The sequence below is a fragment of the Pseudomonas sp. RV120224-01b genome, assembly GCF_003208145.1.
GTDB lineage: Bacteria > Pseudomonadota > Gammaproteobacteria > Pseudomonadales > Pseudomonadaceae > Aquipseudomonas > Aquipseudomonas monteilii.
Map to the genome: position 1 here is coordinate 435,183 of NZ_QKMQ01000002.1, position 15,537 is coordinate 450,719.

At 63.4% G+C, this 15,537-nt stretch carries 14 protein-coding genes and 1 pseudogene; 7 read left to right on the plus strand and 8 right to left on the minus strand.

The annotated features are described in order from the left end of the window. Positions 1-199 precede the first annotated feature (199 nt). Together cra and N436_RS05210 are read left to right on the plus strand one after the other, a co-directional pair. A complete protein-coding gene (cra, locus tag N436_RS05205) occupies positions 200-1,195 on the plus strand; it encodes a catabolite repressor/activator (RefSeq protein ID WP_028699510.1) in 996 nt (331 codons plus the stop codon). Positions 1,196-1,197: 2 nt separating this feature from the next. Continuing rightward, positions 1,198-1,974, plus strand: coding sequence for a TatD family hydrolase (locus N436_RS05210; protein WP_110740545.1), 777 nt, complete (start codon positions 1,198-1,200; stop codon positions 1,972-1,974). A gap of 149 nt (positions 1,975-2,123) precedes the next feature. Here the strand turns inward: N436_RS05210 and ampE are convergent, their stop codons facing one another. The 3 genes from ampE to N436_RS05225 all read right to left on the minus strand — a co-directional run bounded on the left by ampE (position 2,124) and on the right by N436_RS05225 (position 5,768). Further along, positions 2,124-2,954 carry a regulatory signaling modulator protein AmpE gene (gene ampE, locus N436_RS05215; RefSeq protein ID WP_110740546.1) on the minus strand — a complete coding sequence of 277 codons (831 nt, stop codon included), beginning with the start codon at positions 2,952-2,954 and terminating at the stop codon, positions 2,124-2,126. Continuing rightward, positions 2,951-3,523: a 1,6-anhydro-N-acetylmuramyl-L-alanine amidase AmpD gene (gene ampD / locus N436_RS05220; RefSeq protein ID WP_105945659.1), complete on the minus strand. Its 573-nt coding sequence runs from the start codon at positions 3,521-3,523 to the stop codon at positions 2,951-2,953. The genes ampE and ampD overlap by 4 nt, the downstream gene beginning before the upstream one ends. A gap of 88 nt (positions 3,524-3,611) precedes the next feature. Beyond that, a complete protein-coding gene (locus N436_RS05225; protein ID WP_110740547.1) occupies positions 3,612-5,768 on the minus strand; it encodes a DUF1631 domain-containing protein in 2,157 nt (718 codons plus the stop codon). A gap of 243 nt (positions 5,769-6,011) precedes the next feature. On the opposite strand from N436_RS05225, the gene nadC reads away from it, so the two are divergent. Continuing rightward, positions 6,012-6,860: a carboxylating nicotinate-nucleotide diphosphorylase gene (nadC, locus tag N436_RS05230; protein WP_105945657.1), complete on the plus strand. Its 849-nt coding sequence runs from the start codon at positions 6,012-6,014 to the stop codon at positions 6,858-6,860. A 177-nt stretch (positions 6,861-7,037) separates the two neighbouring features. Here nadC and trxB read toward each other — a convergent pair whose 3' ends face one another. Further along, positions 7,038-8,000 (minus strand): thioredoxin-disulfide reductase, encoded by a 963-nt coding sequence (trxB, locus tag N436_RS05240; RefSeq protein ID WP_003247318.1) that lies wholly within the window; start codon positions 7,998-8,000, stop codon positions 7,038-7,040. Between the two features lie 331 nt (positions 8,001-8,331). On the opposite strand from trxB, the gene cysZ reads away from it, so the two are divergent. Beyond that, on the plus strand, positions 8,332-9,060 hold the full coding sequence (gene cysZ, locus N436_RS05245) for a sulfate transporter CysZ (protein ID WP_105945656.1): 729 nt from the start codon (positions 8,332-8,334) through the stop codon (positions 9,058-9,060). 164 nt (positions 9,061-9,224) lie between these two features. Here cysZ and N436_RS28885 read toward each other — a convergent pair whose 3' ends face one another. Together N436_RS28885 and N436_RS28890 are read right to left on the minus strand one after the other, a co-directional pair. Beyond that, positions 9,225-9,656 (minus strand): methyl-accepting chemotaxis protein, encoded by a 432-nt coding sequence (locus tag N436_RS28885; RefSeq protein ID WP_371105378.1) that lies wholly within the window; start codon positions 9,654-9,656, stop codon positions 9,225-9,227. Positions 9,657-9,812: 156 nt separating this feature from the next. Then, a pseudogene (locus N436_RS28890) lies at positions 9,813-10,562 on the minus strand (PAS domain-containing protein); the annotation flags it as partial. Between the two features lie 157 nt (positions 10,563-10,719). Between N436_RS28890 and N436_RS05255 the strand changes: the two are divergent. Then, positions 10,720-11,910, plus strand: a complete 1,191-nt coding sequence (locus N436_RS05255; RefSeq protein WP_105945655.1) for a glycosyltransferase family 1 protein — start codon at positions 10,720-10,722, stop codon at positions 11,908-11,910. A 60-nt stretch (positions 11,911-11,970) separates the two neighbouring features. Here the strand turns inward: N436_RS05255 and N436_RS05260 are convergent, their stop codons facing one another. Both N436_RS05260 and N436_RS05265 read right to left on the minus strand, forming a co-directional pair. Beyond that, the gene (locus tag N436_RS05260) at positions 11,971-12,453 is read right to left on the minus strand and encodes a glutathione peroxidase (RefSeq protein ID WP_105945654.1); all 483 of its coding nucleotides are present in this window, start codon (positions 12,451-12,453) and stop codon (positions 11,971-11,973) included. A 145-nt stretch (positions 12,454-12,598) separates the two neighbouring features. Then, positions 12,599-13,084 carry a peptidylprolyl isomerase gene (locus N436_RS05265; protein WP_003259610.1) on the minus strand — a complete coding sequence of 162 codons (486 nt, stop codon included), beginning with the start codon at positions 13,082-13,084 and terminating at the stop codon, positions 12,599-12,601. On the opposite strand from N436_RS05265, the gene N436_RS05270 reads away from it, so the two are divergent. Together N436_RS05270 and pta are read left to right on the plus strand one after the other, a co-directional pair. After that, on the plus strand, positions 13,083-13,385 hold the full coding sequence (locus N436_RS05270) for a DUF3565 domain-containing protein (RefSeq protein WP_110740627.1): 303 nt from the start codon (positions 13,083-13,085) through the stop codon (positions 13,383-13,385). The genes N436_RS05265 and N436_RS05270 overlap by 2 nt on opposite strands. Before the next feature lie 31 nt (positions 13,386-13,416). Beyond that, entirely contained in the window at positions 13,417-15,504 is a 2,088-nt protein-coding gene (pta, locus tag N436_RS05275; protein ID WP_110740549.1) for a phosphate acetyltransferase, read from the plus strand. Positions 15,505-15,537: the final 33 nt, after the last annotated feature.

A 15,537-nucleotide genomic window follows, 5' to 3' on the forward strand; every position in this document is an offset into this window, starting at 1 on the left:
GATGGCAGCCGAGGCAGAAAATTCGGCGGCTGAAACGTTTAATCTGACCAGACGGCCACGTTACTCGATAATCTGCCCGGTAAAAAGCCCCATCCTGTCGGACAATTGCGACAATGGTCGTCTGCGCGTGATGCCTGCGCTGGGTCAAAATGCCCGGTCCGGCCTTACAGCCAGCCCCGGAAATAACAAGGAAAATTCGGTGAAACTCAGCGATATCGCCCGCCTGGCCGGTGTGTCCGTGACCACAGCCAGCTATGTCATCAACGGCAAGGCTGAACAGCAGCGCATCAGCAACACCACCGTCGAGCGCGTGCGTGCAGTGGTCGAAGCCCATGGCTTTACCCCAAACCCGCAGGCCGCTGGCCTGCGCAGCCGGCACACCCGCACCCTGGGCTTCATTCTCCCGGATCTGGAGAACCCCAGCTACGCCCGCATTGCCAAGCAGCTGGAGCAAGGCGCCCGCGCCCGTGGCTACCAGTTGCTGATCGCCAGCAGCGATGACCAGCCCGACAGCGAGCGCCAGTTGCAGCAACTGTTCCGCGCCCGCCGCTGCGACGCGCTGTTCGTCGCCAGCTGCCTGCCGCCGGAAGATGACAGCTACCGCGATTTGCAGGACAAAGGCCTGCCGGTGATCGCCATCGACCGCCGCCTGGACCCTGCGCACTTCTGCTCGGTGATCAGCGACGATCGTGATGCCAGCCGCCAACTGGCCGCCAGCCTGCTTAGTGCCGCCCCGCGCAGCATTGCCCTGATCGGCGCCCGTCCTGAGCTGTCCGTCAGCCAGGCGCGTGCCGGCGGCTTCGACGAGGCGCTGCAAGGCTATGCCGGTGAAGTGCGCCGCTATCAGGGTGAAGCGTTCAGCCGCGAGTGCGGCCAGCGCCTGATGCAACAGCTGATCGACGACCTGGGCGGCCTGCCGGATGCCTTGGTGACCACCTCGTACGTACTGCTGCAAGGGGTGTTCGATACCCTGCAGGCGCGCCCTGCCGATTCGCGCCAGCTGCAGCTGGGCACCTTTGGCGACAACCAGTTGCTTGATTTCCTGCCGCTGCCGGTCAATGCCATGGCCCAGCAGCATGGCCTGATTGCCGCCACCGCGCTGGAGCTGGCGCTGGCCGCCATCGAGGAAAAGCGCTACGAGCCAGGTGTGCATGCCGTTGGTCGTACCTTCAAGCAGCGCATCACTGCAGCCTGACCATGCGCCTGATCGACACCCACACCCACCTGGACTTCCCCGACTTCGACGCCGACCGCCCGCGCCTGCTGGCCAATGCGGCGGCGCGTGGGGTGGAACGTATGGTGGTGCTGGGGGTGTACCAGGCGAATTTCCAGCGGGTGTGGGACCTGGCCTGCACCGATCAGCGCCTGTTCGCGGCACTCGGCCTGCACCCGGTCTACCTCGACCAGCACCGCCCGGAGCACCTCGTTCAGTTGCGCGAATGGCTGGAACGCCTGCACGGCGATACGCGGCTGTGCGCCGTGGGTGAATTTGGCCTGGACTACTACCTTGAAGACCTGGACAAAACCCGCCAGCAGGACCTGTTTGAAGCGCAACTGCAGATGGCCTGCGATTTCGAACTGCCTGCGCTGTTGCATGTACGCCGCAGCCATGCGCAGGTGATTGCCACGCTCAAGCGCTACAAACCGGTGCGGGCGGGGGTGATCCATGCGTTTGCCGGCAGCTACGAAGAGGCGCGCGAGTACATCAAGCTGGGCTTCAAGCTCGGGCTTGGCGGTGCCGCGACGTGGCCACAGGCACTGCGGCTACGCAAGACCCTGGCGCGGCTGCCGCTGGAGAGTGTGGTGCTGGAGACCGATGCGCCAGACATGGCGCCGGTGATGTACCCGGGGGTGAGGAACAGCCCGGAGCATTTGCCAGAGATTGCCGGGGCGCTGGCCGAGGTAATGGGGATTGATGTCGGGGAGCTGGCAGAAGCTAGCAGCCGCAATGCTTGCGATTTGTTTGACTGGTGAAGCTCAGTTGTGGGAGCGGCCTTGCGTCGCGAAAGGGCCGCAAGGCGGCCCCAGCAATCTAAGCGGCGAAGCTGAAAATCTGGGGCTGCTATGCAGCCCTTTCGCGACGCAAGGCCGCTCCCACAAGGGGGGACGCACCTGGCTTAAGATCAAACCAGCACCGTCCACAGCGCAAACCCGGCATACCACAGCACCGCACAGCGCAGCAGCAGTTCCCACAAGCTGTCCAGCCGCCCCAACCCGCGCTGGCTGTCCTCATCGTCGGGAATGTCATCGGCAATGCGCCCGACACGGGCCACCAGGTGCGCCGCACTGATGTGCCAGTTGAGCACCTCGTGCAACATCACCCGGGTGACCGAGAGGAAGTTGCCCACCAGGGCAAAGCTCAACGCCAGTACCCGCACCGGCAGCCAGTCCATGATGTGCCGCAGCTGTTCGGCCCGCGCCTTCAGCGCAGGCTGCTTGCTGTGCTCGCCGCACAGCGCCAGCAGGCGATAAGCCAGCGCCGCCCCAGGCCCCAGCACGAAATACCAGAAGATCACCGCGAAAAAGCCCTGGTACACCTGCCACAGCAGGTTGCCCTGCACCCTTACCAGCAAGCTGTGCGGCTCGTCGGCGGCCAGCCCCAGGTCACGCTCTGCAACATGTAGCGCCGCCTGGTCATCACCGCGCCGCCAGGCATCGCGGAACGGCCCAAGCGAGGCCTTGGCATCACCACGGCCCAGGCTATAGACCAGCACCAGCAGGTGCACCGGCAAGGCCAACAACCCATATGCCACCGGCTCCAGTACATGCGGCAGCAACACCAGCAGCATTACCGGTGCCAGCACCAGAATGGCCAGCGTCCACCAAGGGTGTATCTTGCCGCTGCGCTCCAGACGCACCAGTTCGCCAAGGAAGAACCCGTCGCGCTGCACGCGGTGGCGCAGGGCCGAAAACTTCTCGACCCACAGTGCCAGCAACAACACCAGAAAACTCATGCCTTGTCCTCGTTGTGCAACAACGCTTCGCGGTAGCGCGGCCAATCGAAGGACGGGCCGGGGTCGGTCTTGCGTTGCGGGGCAATGTCGCTGTGGCCCTGAATGCGACTCAGGTCGATGGCCGGCCAGGCGCTACGAATGTGCCGGGTAAGCTGTTCCAGCACGGCGTACTGGGCGTCGGTATAGGCCTGGTCGTCAGTGCCTTCCAGTTCGATACCGATGGAGAAATCGTTGCAGCCTTCACGCCCGTCGAAACGCGACACACCCGCGTGCCAAGCACGATCGAGCAAGGATACGAACTGGGTCACCGCCCCGTCACGCTCGACGAACAGGTGCGCTGACACGGTCAGGTGCTTGATGCTGTCGAAGTAAGGATGCTCATCGGGGTCCAGGCGATTCTGGAAAAACTGCTGCACCTTGCCGGTGCCGAAACAGGCTGGCGGCAGGCTGATGTTGTGGATCACCAGCAGGGAAATCGATTCGCCTTCAGGGCGGGCATTGAAGTTCGGCGAAGGGCAGTGGGTGATTCCGGTTCCGTGAAACCAGCCAGTGGCACGGTCCAATTGCATGGGGCAGATCCTGAAAACGCCGTGAACAGGTCAACAGTATGCCCTGCGCTCAACACCGTTTGCATGTGAATGATTGTAATGTTGCCGCCTACTGCACCCAAGGTTGCCGCAACCCATTGAGCACCGCCTCCAGCGCCCGCTCGAACAACAAACCGTCATCCAGCATCCGTACGTCCCCTCGGTGCAGTGCCTGGGCCAGGGCAGTGCTGTTCCACTCACGCACTTTCATGCCGGTACGGTTGGCGAATACCAGCCTGTCGTTACTGCCGACGTGCGCTACCAGTTTGCAACGCAGCGGTTCGCCGTCATCCATGACTTCAACCCAGCTGCCGATGCGCAAGCGCTGCACATGCTGCAGCGTTGCCGCCTGCCCATCGGCAAATTGCAGCGGTGCACAGGCCGGCTCTTCGGCCATCGCCAGCACGATGTCCTCGTCCACCAGCACTTCGGCGAAGGGCTTGCCATGGCCAGCCGGTAGCTCAGTGCCCGCACAGGCATGCAGGTGCAACTGCTCCAGTTGCAGGAAGAACTCTCGGGTTGCTGCTGAATCCAGCGCCACGCTGGCCAGGCCATCGCGCAGCGCCTTGAGCAGGCCCGGCACCTGCTGCAGAAGTGCTTGCGGCTCATGCCCCGGGGTGATGCTGGCCAGCAACGCATCCACGGTCTGCAGGGCATCGCGCCAGCCCTGGGAGGCTTCACCCTGCTTCAGCCAGGCCAACTGCAGTACCTGGCTCCAGGCTTGCACCAGCATCTGCACCACCACCAGGGGCAATACCCGACCGCGCAGGCGCTGGTTGAGCACCTGCTGCACCTGGTGCCGCGCCTGCAAGGCACGGGCCCGCCCCTCTTCGGCGTCGCGGGTGCGCTGTTCAAGCAGCTCGTTGCGCCGCCGTTCCTCTTGGTTGGATGCAAGAAACTCATCGAGAAGCTCGGCAAACAGGCCAGCATCTTCGGCAAAATCATTGAGCAGGCGCTGGACTGTGCTTTCTACCCGCAGGTGAAGGCTGTCACGCAGGCCTTCGCTGCCGCACTCCCAGCCAATGGCCGCACCCGCAATCTCGTTGATCAGCCGGCGCCCCGGGTGGCTGGCCCGGCTGAACAGCCCCTTGTCCAGCAATGCTACCTTGAGCAAGGGAATATGCAGGCGCACAAGCAGTGCGCGCAGGCTGGCGGGCAGGTTGTCATCACGCTGGATGAAGGCGAACACAAGGCCGACCAGGTTGATCACGTCCTCATCGTCCACGGCGATGCGCCGGCGCGTGCCGCTGCGCACACTGACCCGCAACAGCAGTTGCTCAAGCTGCTGGCCGAGCTCGAAGTCATCTGCCTCGTGAGTTGCGGGTACATAGTGTTGCAAGTGCGACAGCAGACGAATCAGGTCGGCCGTGCTGATCGGCTGGGCAGCAGCCACCGCCTGCAATCGCGGTGCGAACTGCCCGCGCAGTGGGGCCAGCAAGGTTTGCAATGAGGCGAAATACGCTTGCCCTGCCGCATCTGCCCCAACGTCCTGGCCTTGGCTCAACGGCCCTCGTCGTGTGCGCAAGCGCCTGTCTTCGGCGCGCCGGCGCGGTGCCGGCTGCAACTCCGGCAGTACACCGGCTGCGGCCAACAGCTGGTTGGCGTCGGCATAGAGAATGTCGGCATCACGCAGCACATAGCGCTCGAACAGCTTGAGCAGCACCAGCTTGACCCGTAAACCAACCCCCAGGTTGCGCCCGGCGTCCAGGAAGTACCCGCACAAAGCGGCCGGGCCCAACGGGTTGTGCTGCTCATGCAGGGGGTGATCGAGCAGCGCCTGCAAGCGCAGGCCCAGTTGCTGCAGGCCAATACCATCGCGTGACAGCACCCGCGCAACCATGCCTTCCATTGCCGCAGCCCGTTCCCGTTGGGCCTTGGTCCGCAAACTGCCCGGTTCGGCCAGGTGCGCCAGCGGGTCGGGCTGGCCGATGCGTGCGTAAGTGTCATGGAAGGTATCAAGAAAGCCGCGTTCGATGCTTTTGCGCTTGAGCCTCAGATCACGCATGGCTTCGAAGTACAGATGCTGGTCATAACGGTCGAAGGCCTTGTCAGCCATTTCGAAGAGCGTGTCATCGGCGTTGTCGAACAAGTCCTGCAAGCCTTGGCGCAACTGCAAGGCGGCCTTGTCGCGGACCTGCAGCAGCAATACCGGAAGGCAAAGAAGAGGCGTACGCCCCCCTCGGTCGATGGCAGCCGCCAAGGGCACCACCTTGCCTTCTTTCTGCATCCTGGACTCCTTGCAGGGTGTCTTGCCCGACAGGGGCTGATGATCGTCAAAGCTATGACGCCAAATACTGGGCGCTATTATCGGTAAAAAATCGCATCGCTGCCAGCGCCGTTTCACCGACCGGTTAATGACCCGAATGGGCTCGAATTGCTCACAATGCCCGACCAACGGACATCGCCAAGGCGGCTGTACACACCGGCCCCCTGCCCTATAATCGCGGGCATCTAGCTAGTGGAGCCGAACATGCCGAACCTACGCCTCGCCGACCTGACCGCTGAAATCGAAGCCAACGTGCGCCGTGCACTGTTGGAAGACATCGGCAGTGGCGATATCACCGCGCAGCTGATCCCGGCCGAGCGCCTCGCCAAGGCGACCATCATCACCCGCGAAGACTGCGTGATCGCTGGTACCGCCTGGGTCGATGCCGTTTTTCGTCAGCTCGACCCACGCGTGGCGGTGCACTGGCAGGTGGCGGACGGTGAGCGGGCGACTGCCAACCAGCCGCTGTTCCACCTGGAAGGCCCGGCCCGTTCGCTGCTGAGCGGTGAGCGCAGCGCGCTGAACTTCCTGCAGATGCTGTCGGGGGTAGCCACCCGTGCGCGCTTCCTGGCCGACTTGGTGGAAGGCACCCAGGTGCGCCTGCTGGACACCCGCAAGACACTGCCGGGCCTGCGCCTGGCGCAGAAGTACGCAGTAACCTGCGGCGGCTGCGACAACCACCGCATCGGCCTGTACGACGCATTCCTGATCAAGGAAAACCACATTGCTGCCAGCGGCGGCGTGGCCGAAGCCGTGTCCGCCGCACACCGTATTGCGCCAGGCAAGCCGGTTGAGATCGAAGTGGAAAGCCTGGATGAACTGCGCGAGGCGCTGGCCGCTGGCGCGGACATCATCATGCTGGATGAGCTGAACCTGGACGAAATGCGCGAAGCAGTGCGCATCAACGCGGGCAAGGCCAAGCTGGAGGCCAGCGGTGGGGTCAACGAAACGACCCTGCGTGTGATTGCCGAAACCGGCGTGGACTACATCTCGATTGGTGCCATGACCAAGGATGTGAAGGCGGTGGACCTGTCGATGCGGCTCAGCCTGTGAGCTGACCGCAGGCAACAAAAAACCGGCCATTGAGCCGGTTTTTTGTTGCCGTTGCTGAGGACCCTATCGCCGGCAAGCCAGCTCCCACAGGTACCGCGAAAGGCCTGAAGGCGGTGCAGTTCTTGTGGGAGCTGGCTTGCCGGCGATGGGCCGCAGAGCGGCCCCGGCGTCATTGGATCAGAACGAGGCGTTGGCCAGGCCGTCCAGGTAACGTTCTACGTCCAGTGCCGCCATGCAGCCGGCGCCGGCCGAGGTAATGGCCTGGCGGTAAACGTGGTCTGCCACGTCACCTGCAGCGAACACACCCTCAACGTTGGTGGCAGTAGCGTTGCCTTCACGGCCGCCGTTGACCACCAGGTAGCCGTCTTTCAGGGTCAGCTGGCCTTCGAACAGCGAGGTGTTCGGGGTGTGGCCAATGGCGATGAACACGCCGTCGACCTTGATTTCGTCGCTGCTGCCGTCGTTGTTCTTCAGGCGCGCACCGGTCACGCCCATGTTGTCACCCAGCACTTCGTCCAGGGTGGCGTTGAGCTTGAGCTCGATCTTGCCTTCAGCCACACGGGCGTTCAGCTTGTCGACCAGAATCTTCTCGGCGCGGAAGGTTTCGCGACGGTGTACCAGGGTCACCTTGCTGGCGATGTTGGCCAGGTACAGCGCCTCTTCCACGGCAGTGTTGCCACCGCCAACCACGGCGACCGGCTTGTTGCGGTAGAAGAAGCCGTCGCAGGTGGCGCAGGCCGAAACGCCCTTGCCCATGAAGGTTTCTTCCGACGGCAGGCCCAGGTAACGGGCGCTGGCACCGGTGGCGATGATCAGTGCGTCGCAGGTGTACTTGCCGCTGTCGCCCTGCAGGGTGAACGGCTTGTTGGCCAGGTCGACGGCATTGATGTGGTCGAAGACGATTTCGGTTTCAAAACGCTCGGCGTGCTCTTGCATGCGCTGCATCAGGGCCGGACCGGTCAGGCCGTGGGGGTCGCCCGGCCAGTTGTCGACTTCGGTGGTGGTGGTCAGCTGGCCACCGGCCTGCATGCCGGTGATCAGCAGCGGCTTGAGGTTGGCGCGGGCAGCATAGACTGCGGCGCTGTAACCGGCAGGGCCGGAACCGAGAATGATGACGCGCGAATGACGTACTTCAGACATGTCGAACTCCTGTCGAGCGGGCCGCACGGGCCGGCATCGGTGTACCGGCTGCGCCAGCTGGAAATTTAAAACGGACCCACGCAGCACTTGGGGAAGGCTACAACGCGCAGGCCCGAAAAGCGGAAAGTTGAGCGCACTGTAGCGAGGTCGCAAAGATTAAGGAAATATCCTTAGACAATCCACCTCATAGGCATCGTCTATGCTGCGATTTCATCGATAAACACGTCCCTGGCGCTTTTGTTACATCCCGTTTCCCGCCCGCAACCCGCCTTTCGTCGGCGCGGCAAACTCGGTAAGGTCAGCGCGTTTTCCTTCTCTGCGGAGTACCTCGATGCAAGCCCCTGTCCTCTCTGGCCCCCAATACCTGCGCGAAGGCCTGAAACTGGTGCTGAGCCCCAACCTGCGGTTGTTCGTGCTGCTGCCGTTGGCGGTCAACCTGCTGCTGTTCGGTGGCCTGATCTACTTCGCCGGCCATCAGTTCGGCCTGTGGCTGGACGCGCTCATGCCAACGCTGCCGGACTGGCTGAGTTTCCTCAGCTACATCCTCTGGCCGCTGTTCGTGGCCTTGCTGCTGCTGATGGTGTTCTTCACCTTCACCCTGGTGGCCAATATCATTGCCGCGCCGTTCAACGGCTTTTTGGCGGAAAAGGTCGAGGTGGTGGTGCGCGGCCAGGATAACTTCCCGGCGTTCAGCTGGGGTGAGCTGGTAGCCATGGTGCCACGCACTTTCAGCCGCGAAATGCGCAAGCTGGGCTACTTCCTGCCACGGGCTATTGGCCTGTTCATCCTGTCGTTCATCCCGGTGGTGAACGTGGTGGCCGCACCACTGTGGCTGATGTTCGGGGTATGGATGATGGCCATCCAGTACATCGACTACCCGGCGGACAACAACAAGATGAGCTGGCAGGACATGCTCGCCTGGCTGCGCAGCAAGCGCTGGCAGAGCCTGGGCTTTGGCGGGATTACCTACCTGGCGCTGATGATTCCGGGGGTGAACGTGCTGATGATGCCGGCGGCGGTGGCCGGGGCTACGTTGTTCTGGGTGCGGGAGCGCAAGTAATACCCAAGAGCCATGAACGGTTGCCATAACCTGCGCGGGCTCTGTGGGAGCGGGCGCGCCCGCGAACACGGGCGTAGCCCGTGCCATCCACCGCAGCGCCTGCTTCGCGGGCTTGCCCGCTCCCACAAAGAGCGATCGCAGTGCCGACGTTCATAGGAACGTCATCACTGCCCCAACCGGCTGGAAAACTGCCCCACCACATCCACCACACGCTTGGCCCCGTCCTGGATCTCGACAATCACGCTACCCGTCTCGTCAGCCAGTGCCAGCCCCTGCTCGGCCTGGCGCTTGCTGGTGTCGATGATCGCCACCGCCGCCTGCGCCAGTTGCTCGTTCTGCTTCACCACCCGGGCGATTTCCTCGGTGGCGGTGCTGGTACGCGAGGCCAGTTGACGCACTTCGTCGGCAACCACGGCAAAACCCCGCCCCTGTTCGCCGGCACGGGCCGCCTCGATAGCGGCATTGAGCGCCAGCAGGTTGGTCTGCCCGGCGATGTCGCTGATGGTCTTGATGATGGAACCGATTACCCGCGACTGGGTATCCAGCGCCTGAATGCCCTCGGCCGCCTCCTGCATCGAGGCTTCCAGGCCACGCATCACGCTGACGGTCTGGGTAACCACATCGGTGGCCTTCTGGGCGCTGACATCGGTACCCAGCGAGGTGTTGTAGGCAACATCTGCTGCCTCGGCCACCGCCTGTTCCTGGTTGACCTGGTCGGTAATCACAGTGGCGAACTTGACCACTTTGTACAGCACGTCATGGGCGTCGAAGATCGGGTTGTACGAGGCCTCCAGCCAGATCACCCGGCCGTGGGCGTCGATGCGCTTGAAGCGTTCGGCAACGTATTCACCACGGCGCAGCTTGTCCCAGAACGCCTGATAGCCGGCCGAGTTGGCCTCTTCGGGCTCGCAGAATATGCGGTGGTGCTTGCCGCGAATTTGCTCCAGGCGATAGCCGACGGTGGCCAGGAAACGGTCATTGGCAGTGAGGATGGTGCCGTCCAGGTCAAACTCGATAACGGCGGTCGAGCGCATCAACGCCTTGATCAGGCTTTCATGCTCGCGCGAAGTCTCGATGGTGCGGGTGAGGTCGCTGGAATGCAGGGTGAAGTACTTGATACGCCCTTCGCTGTTCTTGACCGGCTGCAGGATCGAGCGCAGCCAGGCTTCCTGGCCATTGCCGCGCAGCAAGCGGAAGGCACCGTTCAGGTGCTCGCCACGGGTGATCGCGCTTTTCATGCGTTGGTAGAAATCCAGCGACTTCACATGCGCGGGGACGATGTCCTCAATGTTGCGTCCAAGCAATTGTTCGGCACGGTAGAGCATCTCGCTCTCGAAGTTGCCGTTGACCATCTCGATCCGTCCCTGGGGGTCGAGTTGAAGTACCAGCATCTCGTTGTCGAGGCTACTCTTGACCTGTTCGATGGACATCAGGTCTTCGCGCAGCTGCCGGATTTCTTGCTTGAGCTTGTTGTTGAACATCATCGCTCTCCTGGAGCGCATCACGTAGTCGAATGCATCTGCATCGGCTGCCGCCTGCACCTTCTTGAGTGCCGCACCAGGAAATATTCAAAAAGGCGCAAGCGTCGGCGGTCGGGCGTCATCTGCATGTCACATGGCCGTCACATTGGCGCAATCCAGCAGGCGGAAACTTTTTGTCATGAATACACCCGCCCTACGCATTACCCTGGTCAGCGAAACCTTCCCACCCGAAATCAACGGCGTGGCCAATACCCTTGGCCGCCTCAGCGAAGGGCTGCGCCAACGCGGCCACGACGTCGAGGTGGTACGCCCACGTCAGGCCGGTGAAACACCGGTGCACAACGACCCAAACCTGATGTTGTGCCGTGGCTGGGCCCTGCCCGGCTACCCGGGCTTGCAGTGGGGCGAGGTGTCGATGCACAAGCTGATGCGCCGCTGGCGCCGGCAGCGCCCGGATGTGCTGTACATCGCCACCGAAGGGCCACTGGGGCTCAGCGCCCTGCGCGCAGCCCGGCGCCTGGGGCTGGCGGTGGTCAGTGGCTTTCACACCAACTTCCCGCAGTATTCCGGCCAATATGGCCTGGGCTTGCTGGCGCGCCTGCTCACCCACTACCTGCGCTGGTTCCATCGGCGTACAGCGATCACCCTGGTGCCCAGCCTCAGCCAGCGTCTGGAGCTTGAACGCCGTGGTTTCGAGCGCTTGGACCTGCTGGCCCGAGGTGTCGATGCCTGCCTGTTCAACCCGGCCCGACGCAGCCAGGCGTTGCGTGAAAGCTGGGGGCTAGGCCCGGACGATATCGCCGTGCTGCATGTCGGGCGGCTGGCGGTGGAAAAGAACCTCGGGCTACTGCGCCCGTGCCTTGAGGCATTGCAGAAGACTTATCCACAGAAACGCCTGCGCCTGATCCTGGTGGGGGACGGGCCACAGCGTTCAGCACTCCAACAGCAGGTGCCGGATGCGGTGTTCTGTGGCGCACAGAGAGGTGAGGTGCTGGCCGAGCACTATGCCAGCGGTGACCTGTTTCTGTTCCCGAGCCTGACCGAAACCTTTGGCAATGTAGTGCTCGAAGCCATGGCTTCGGGGTTGGCTGTGGTCGCTTACGACGAGGCCGCCGCAGCGCAGCATATTCGCCATGGTCACAGCGGCGCGCTGGCGATGCCGGGGGACCAGGCAGCGTTCATCGATGCGGCCTGCTGGTTGCTGGAAGAAGAGGAGACGTTGCGCCGGGTGCGGCTGAATGCGCGGCAGCATGCAAGCCGTCAGGGGTGGTCGGCGATTGTCGAGCAGTTTGAGGGGTATCTGCGTGCTGCCCGGAACCAAGCGGCTGCCACACCTGCTTCCAGGCTTGATGCTACGCGATCTGTGTAGGAGCGGCCTTGCGGCCCTTTCGCGACACAAGGCCGTTCCTACAGGGACCGCGCAAGGCTTTCAGACCAGTGCTTTTTCGATAGCCTGCACCACCGCCGGATCATCTGGCGCTGTACGCGGTGAAAAGCGCGCCAGCACCCGCCCATCCTTGCCCACCAGAAACTTCTCGAAATTCCAGGTGATGTCGCCCGGAAACTCGGCTCCTTCGCCCGCCAGCAGGCGGTACAGCGAATGGCGCTGCGGCCCGTTGACCTCCAGCTTGCCCCCCAGCGGGAAGCTCACGCCGTAGTTGAGGCTGCAAAATTCCTGAATTTCCTTTTCGCTGCCTGGCTCCTGCCCGGCAAACTGGTTGCACGGCAGGCCAAGCACGTTGAAGCCCTTGTCCTTGTAAACCTGGTAGAGGTTTTCCAGGGCCTTGTATTGCGGCGTGAGCCCACACTTGGACGCGACGTTGACCACCAGCACCACTTGGCCCTTGAACGGGGCCAGGGGCAGCTCCCCTCCGTTCAGCGCGTCCAGTTTCAGGTCGTGAAATGCACTCATGATGACATCCCCTCTCAGGTTCCCGGTTGCCGCGCAGGCAAATTCCGCCCACTAAAAAGGCGCTCGTCCAAACCGTCCACCTCCCGTAGGAAGGCAAATCGGCTTGCCCGAGCGCCTGGCGACTTTCTGAGCTTAGCGCAGAAAATCAGTGGTGATGGCCACCTTCACCGTGGATGTGACGGTGAGCGATTTCTTCGTCGCTGGCGTCACGCACGTTGACAACCTTGACCTGGAAGGTCAGGCGCTGGCCGGCCAGCGGGTGGTTGCCGTCAACGGTGACGTCGTCGCCGTCGATGTCGCGGATGGTGACGATCTGCATCTGGCCATCCGGCGCCGAAGCGTGGAACTGCATGCCCACTTCCAGCTCGTCGACGCCTTCGAACAGGCTGCGGTTCAGGGTGCTGACCAGTTCGGCCAGGTATTCGCCGTAGGCGTCTTCCGGCTCGATGGAAACGTTCAGTTCGTCACCGGCCTGCTTGCCTTCCAGGGCTTTTTCCAGGCCCGGGATGATGTTGCCGGCACCGTGCAGGTAAACCAGCGGCGCGCCACCGGCGGAGCTGTCGATGGTCTCCCCGGCGTCGTTGGTCAGGGTATAGTCGATGGAGACAGCCTTGTTGGCGGCGATCAGCATGGGGCAAGACCTTTTGCAAAAGAATGTAGAGCGCACAAGTGTAACGAAGCCATCGTCCGATTGCGAACGTGCCGCGGACGAGCAGCGGCCCATCAGTCGGATCACCGGCTTCCACCAGGACGAAGAAGGCCACTGGGTGGCCGAACTGTCCTGTGGCCATACCCAGCACCTGCGCCACCAGCCACCGTGGCAGGCACGCCCCTGGTTGCTCGACCCGGCCCAGCGCGCGCAGCACATCGGCCAGCCTTTCGCATGCGGCTGGTGCGTACAAGGGGCCGATAGCGCTACCCTTGGCCGTTAATTTCTGGCACCGCTTATTTCGAGAAGCACGCATGCAGACATTTTTCATTGCGCCGACCGACTTCGGTGTCGGCCTGACCTCCATCAGCCTGGGCCTGGTGCGCACCCTGGAGCGCGCGGGCCTGAAGGTCGGCTTCTTCAAGCCGATCGCCCAGCCCCACCCGGGTGATACCGGCCCCGAGCGCTCCACCGAACTGGTGGCCCGCACCCATGGCATCAAGCCCCCGGTGCCCCTGAGCCTGGCCCATGTCGAGCGCATGCTCGGCGATGGCCAGCTGGACGAGCTGCTCGAAGAAATCATCCGCCTCTACCAGCAAGCCTGCATCGGTAACGACGTGGTGGTGGTCGAGGGCATGGTGCCCACCCGCCACGCCAGCTATGCGGCGCGGGTCAACCTGCACCTGGCCAAGAGCCTGGATGCCGAGGTGATCCTGGTGTCGGCCCCGGAAAACGAAGTGCTCAGCGAACTGTCCGGCCGGGTCGAACTGCAGGCCCAGCTGTTCGGCGGCCCACGCGACCCGAAAGTGCTCGGTGTCATCCTCAACAAGGTGCGCACCGACGAAAGCATGGCCGACTTCGCCACCCGCCTGCGCGAACACTCGCCCCTGCTGCGCGGCAACGATTTCCGCCTGCTCGGCTGCATCCCCTACCAACCCGAATTGAACGCCCCGCGCACCCGCGACGTGGCCGAGCTGCTCGGTGCCCAGGTGCTCAATGCCGGCGACTACGAGCAGCGGCGCATGAGCAAGATCATTATTTGCGCGCGCACCGTGGCCAACACGGTGCCGCTGCTGACCTCGGGTACCCTGGTGGTCACCCCGGGCGATCGCGACGACATCATCCTTGCCGTCAGCCTGGCGGCGATCAATGGCGTACCACTGGCCGGGTTGCTGCTGACCAGTGACAGCAAGCCCGACGCGCGCATCCTCGGCCTGTGCCGCGGCGCGCTGCAGGCTGGGTTGCCGATCCTGTCAGTCAGCACCGGCTCGTACGACACCGCCAACCAGCTCAATTCGCTTAACCGCGAAATCCCTGTGGACGACCGCGAGCGCGCCGAGTTCATCACAGACTTCGTCGCCAGCCACCTCGACGCCGCCTGGCTGCACCAACGCTGCGGCACCCCGCGTGAAATGCGCCTGTCGCCAGCTGTGTTCCGCTACCAGTTGATCCAGCGGGCGCAGCAGGCCAACAAGCGAATTGTCCTGCCCGAAGGCGCCGAGCCGTTGCTGGTGCAGGCTGCGGCCATCTGCCAAGCCCGTGGCATTGCCCGCTGCGTGCTGCTGGCCAAGCCCGAGGATGTCGACGCCGTGGCACGCGCCCAAGGCATTACCCTGCCGCCTGGCCTGGAAATTCTCGATCCCGAGCTGATTCGCGGGCGCTATGTCGAGCCCATGGTAGAGCTGCGCAAGAGCAAGAACCTCAACGCGCCAATGGCCGAGCAGCAGCTGGAAGACCCGGTGGTGATCGGCACCATGATGCTGGCCCTGGACGAAGTGGACGGCCTGGTCTCGGGCCTGGTGCACTCCACCGCCAACACCATTCGCCCTGCCCTGCAACTGATCAAGACTGCGCCTGGCTCAAGCCTGGTGTCGTCGGTGTTCTTCATGCTGTTCCCGGAACAGGTGCTGGTGTACGGCGACTGCGTGATGAACCCGCACCCGAGCGCTGCCGAGTTGGCAGAGATCGCCCGGCAGAGCGCCGAGTCGGCGCAGGCCTTCGGCATCGCACCGCGGGTGGCGATGATCAGTTATTCCAGCGATTCAGCGAGCGATGAGGAAGTGGAGAAGGTGCGCGAAGCGACACGCCTGGCGCAAGGTGCAGCGCAAGCGTTGCTGATCGATGGGCCATTGCAGTACGACGCGGCGGCCAACCCGGCGATTGCACGGGACCTGGCGCCAGGCAGCCCGGTTGCCGGGCGTGCGACGGTGTTCGTGTTCCCCGACTTGAATACCGGCAACACCACGCACAAGGCGGTGCAGCGCAGTACTGATGGGGTCAGCCTGGGGCCGATGCTACAGGGGCTGCGCAAGCCGGTGAACGACTTGCCGCGCGGGGCTCAGGTTGACGATATCGTGCACACCATTGCGCTGACGGCGATTCAGGCCAGCGTAGTACGCTAGAAGCAGGGGCTGCTGCGCAGCCCATCGCCGGCA

Bases quoted from the DNA above. Each gene is read 5' to 3' on its own strand.
- N436_RS05210 (WP_110740545.1), top strand. From the start codon at position 1,198: ATGCGCCTGATCGACACCCACACCCACCTGGACTTCCCCGACTTCGAC.
- ampE (WP_110740546.1), bottom strand. From the start codon at position 2,954: ATGAGTTTTCTGGTGTTGTTGCTGGCACTGTGGGTCGAGAAGTTTTCG.
- ampD (WP_105945659.1), bottom strand. From the start codon at position 3,523: ATGCAATTGGACCGTGCCACTGGCTGGTTTCACGGAACCGGAATCACC.
- N436_RS05225 (WP_110740547.1), bottom strand. From the start codon at position 5,768: ATGCAGAAAGAAGGCAAGGTGGTGCCCTTGGCGGCTGCCATCGACCGA.
- nadC (WP_105945657.1), top strand. From the start codon at position 6,012: ATGCCGAACCTACGCCTCGCCGACCTGACCGCTGAAATCGAAGCCAAC.
- trxB (WP_003247318.1), bottom strand. From the start codon at position 8,000: ATGTCTGAAGTACGTCATTCGCGCGTCATCATTCTCGGTTCCGGCCCT.
- cysZ (WP_105945656.1), top strand. From the start codon at position 8,332: ATGCAAGCCCCTGTCCTCTCTGGCCCCCAATACCTGCGCGAAGGCCTG.
- N436_RS28885 (WP_371105378.1), bottom strand. From the start codon at position 9,656: ATGCGTGGCCTGGAAGCCTCGATGCAGGAGGCGGCCGAGGGCATTCAG.
- N436_RS05255 (WP_105945655.1), top strand. From the start codon at position 10,720: ATGAATACACCCGCCCTACGCATTACCCTGGTCAGCGAAACCTTCCCA.
- N436_RS05260 (WP_105945654.1), bottom strand. From the start codon at position 12,453: ATGAGTGCATTTCACGACCTGAAACTGGACGCGCTGAACGGAGGGGAG.
- N436_RS05270 (WP_110740627.1), top strand. From the start codon at position 13,083: ATGGGGCAAGACCTTTTGCAAAAGAATGTAGAGCGCACAAGTGTAACG.
- N436_RS05265 (WP_003259610.1), bottom strand. From the start codon at position 13,084: ATGCTGATCGCCGCCAACAAGGCTGTCTCCATCGACTATACCCTGACC.
- pta (WP_110740549.1), top strand. From the start codon at position 13,417: ATGCAGACATTTTTCATTGCGCCGACCGACTTCGGTGTCGGCCTGACC.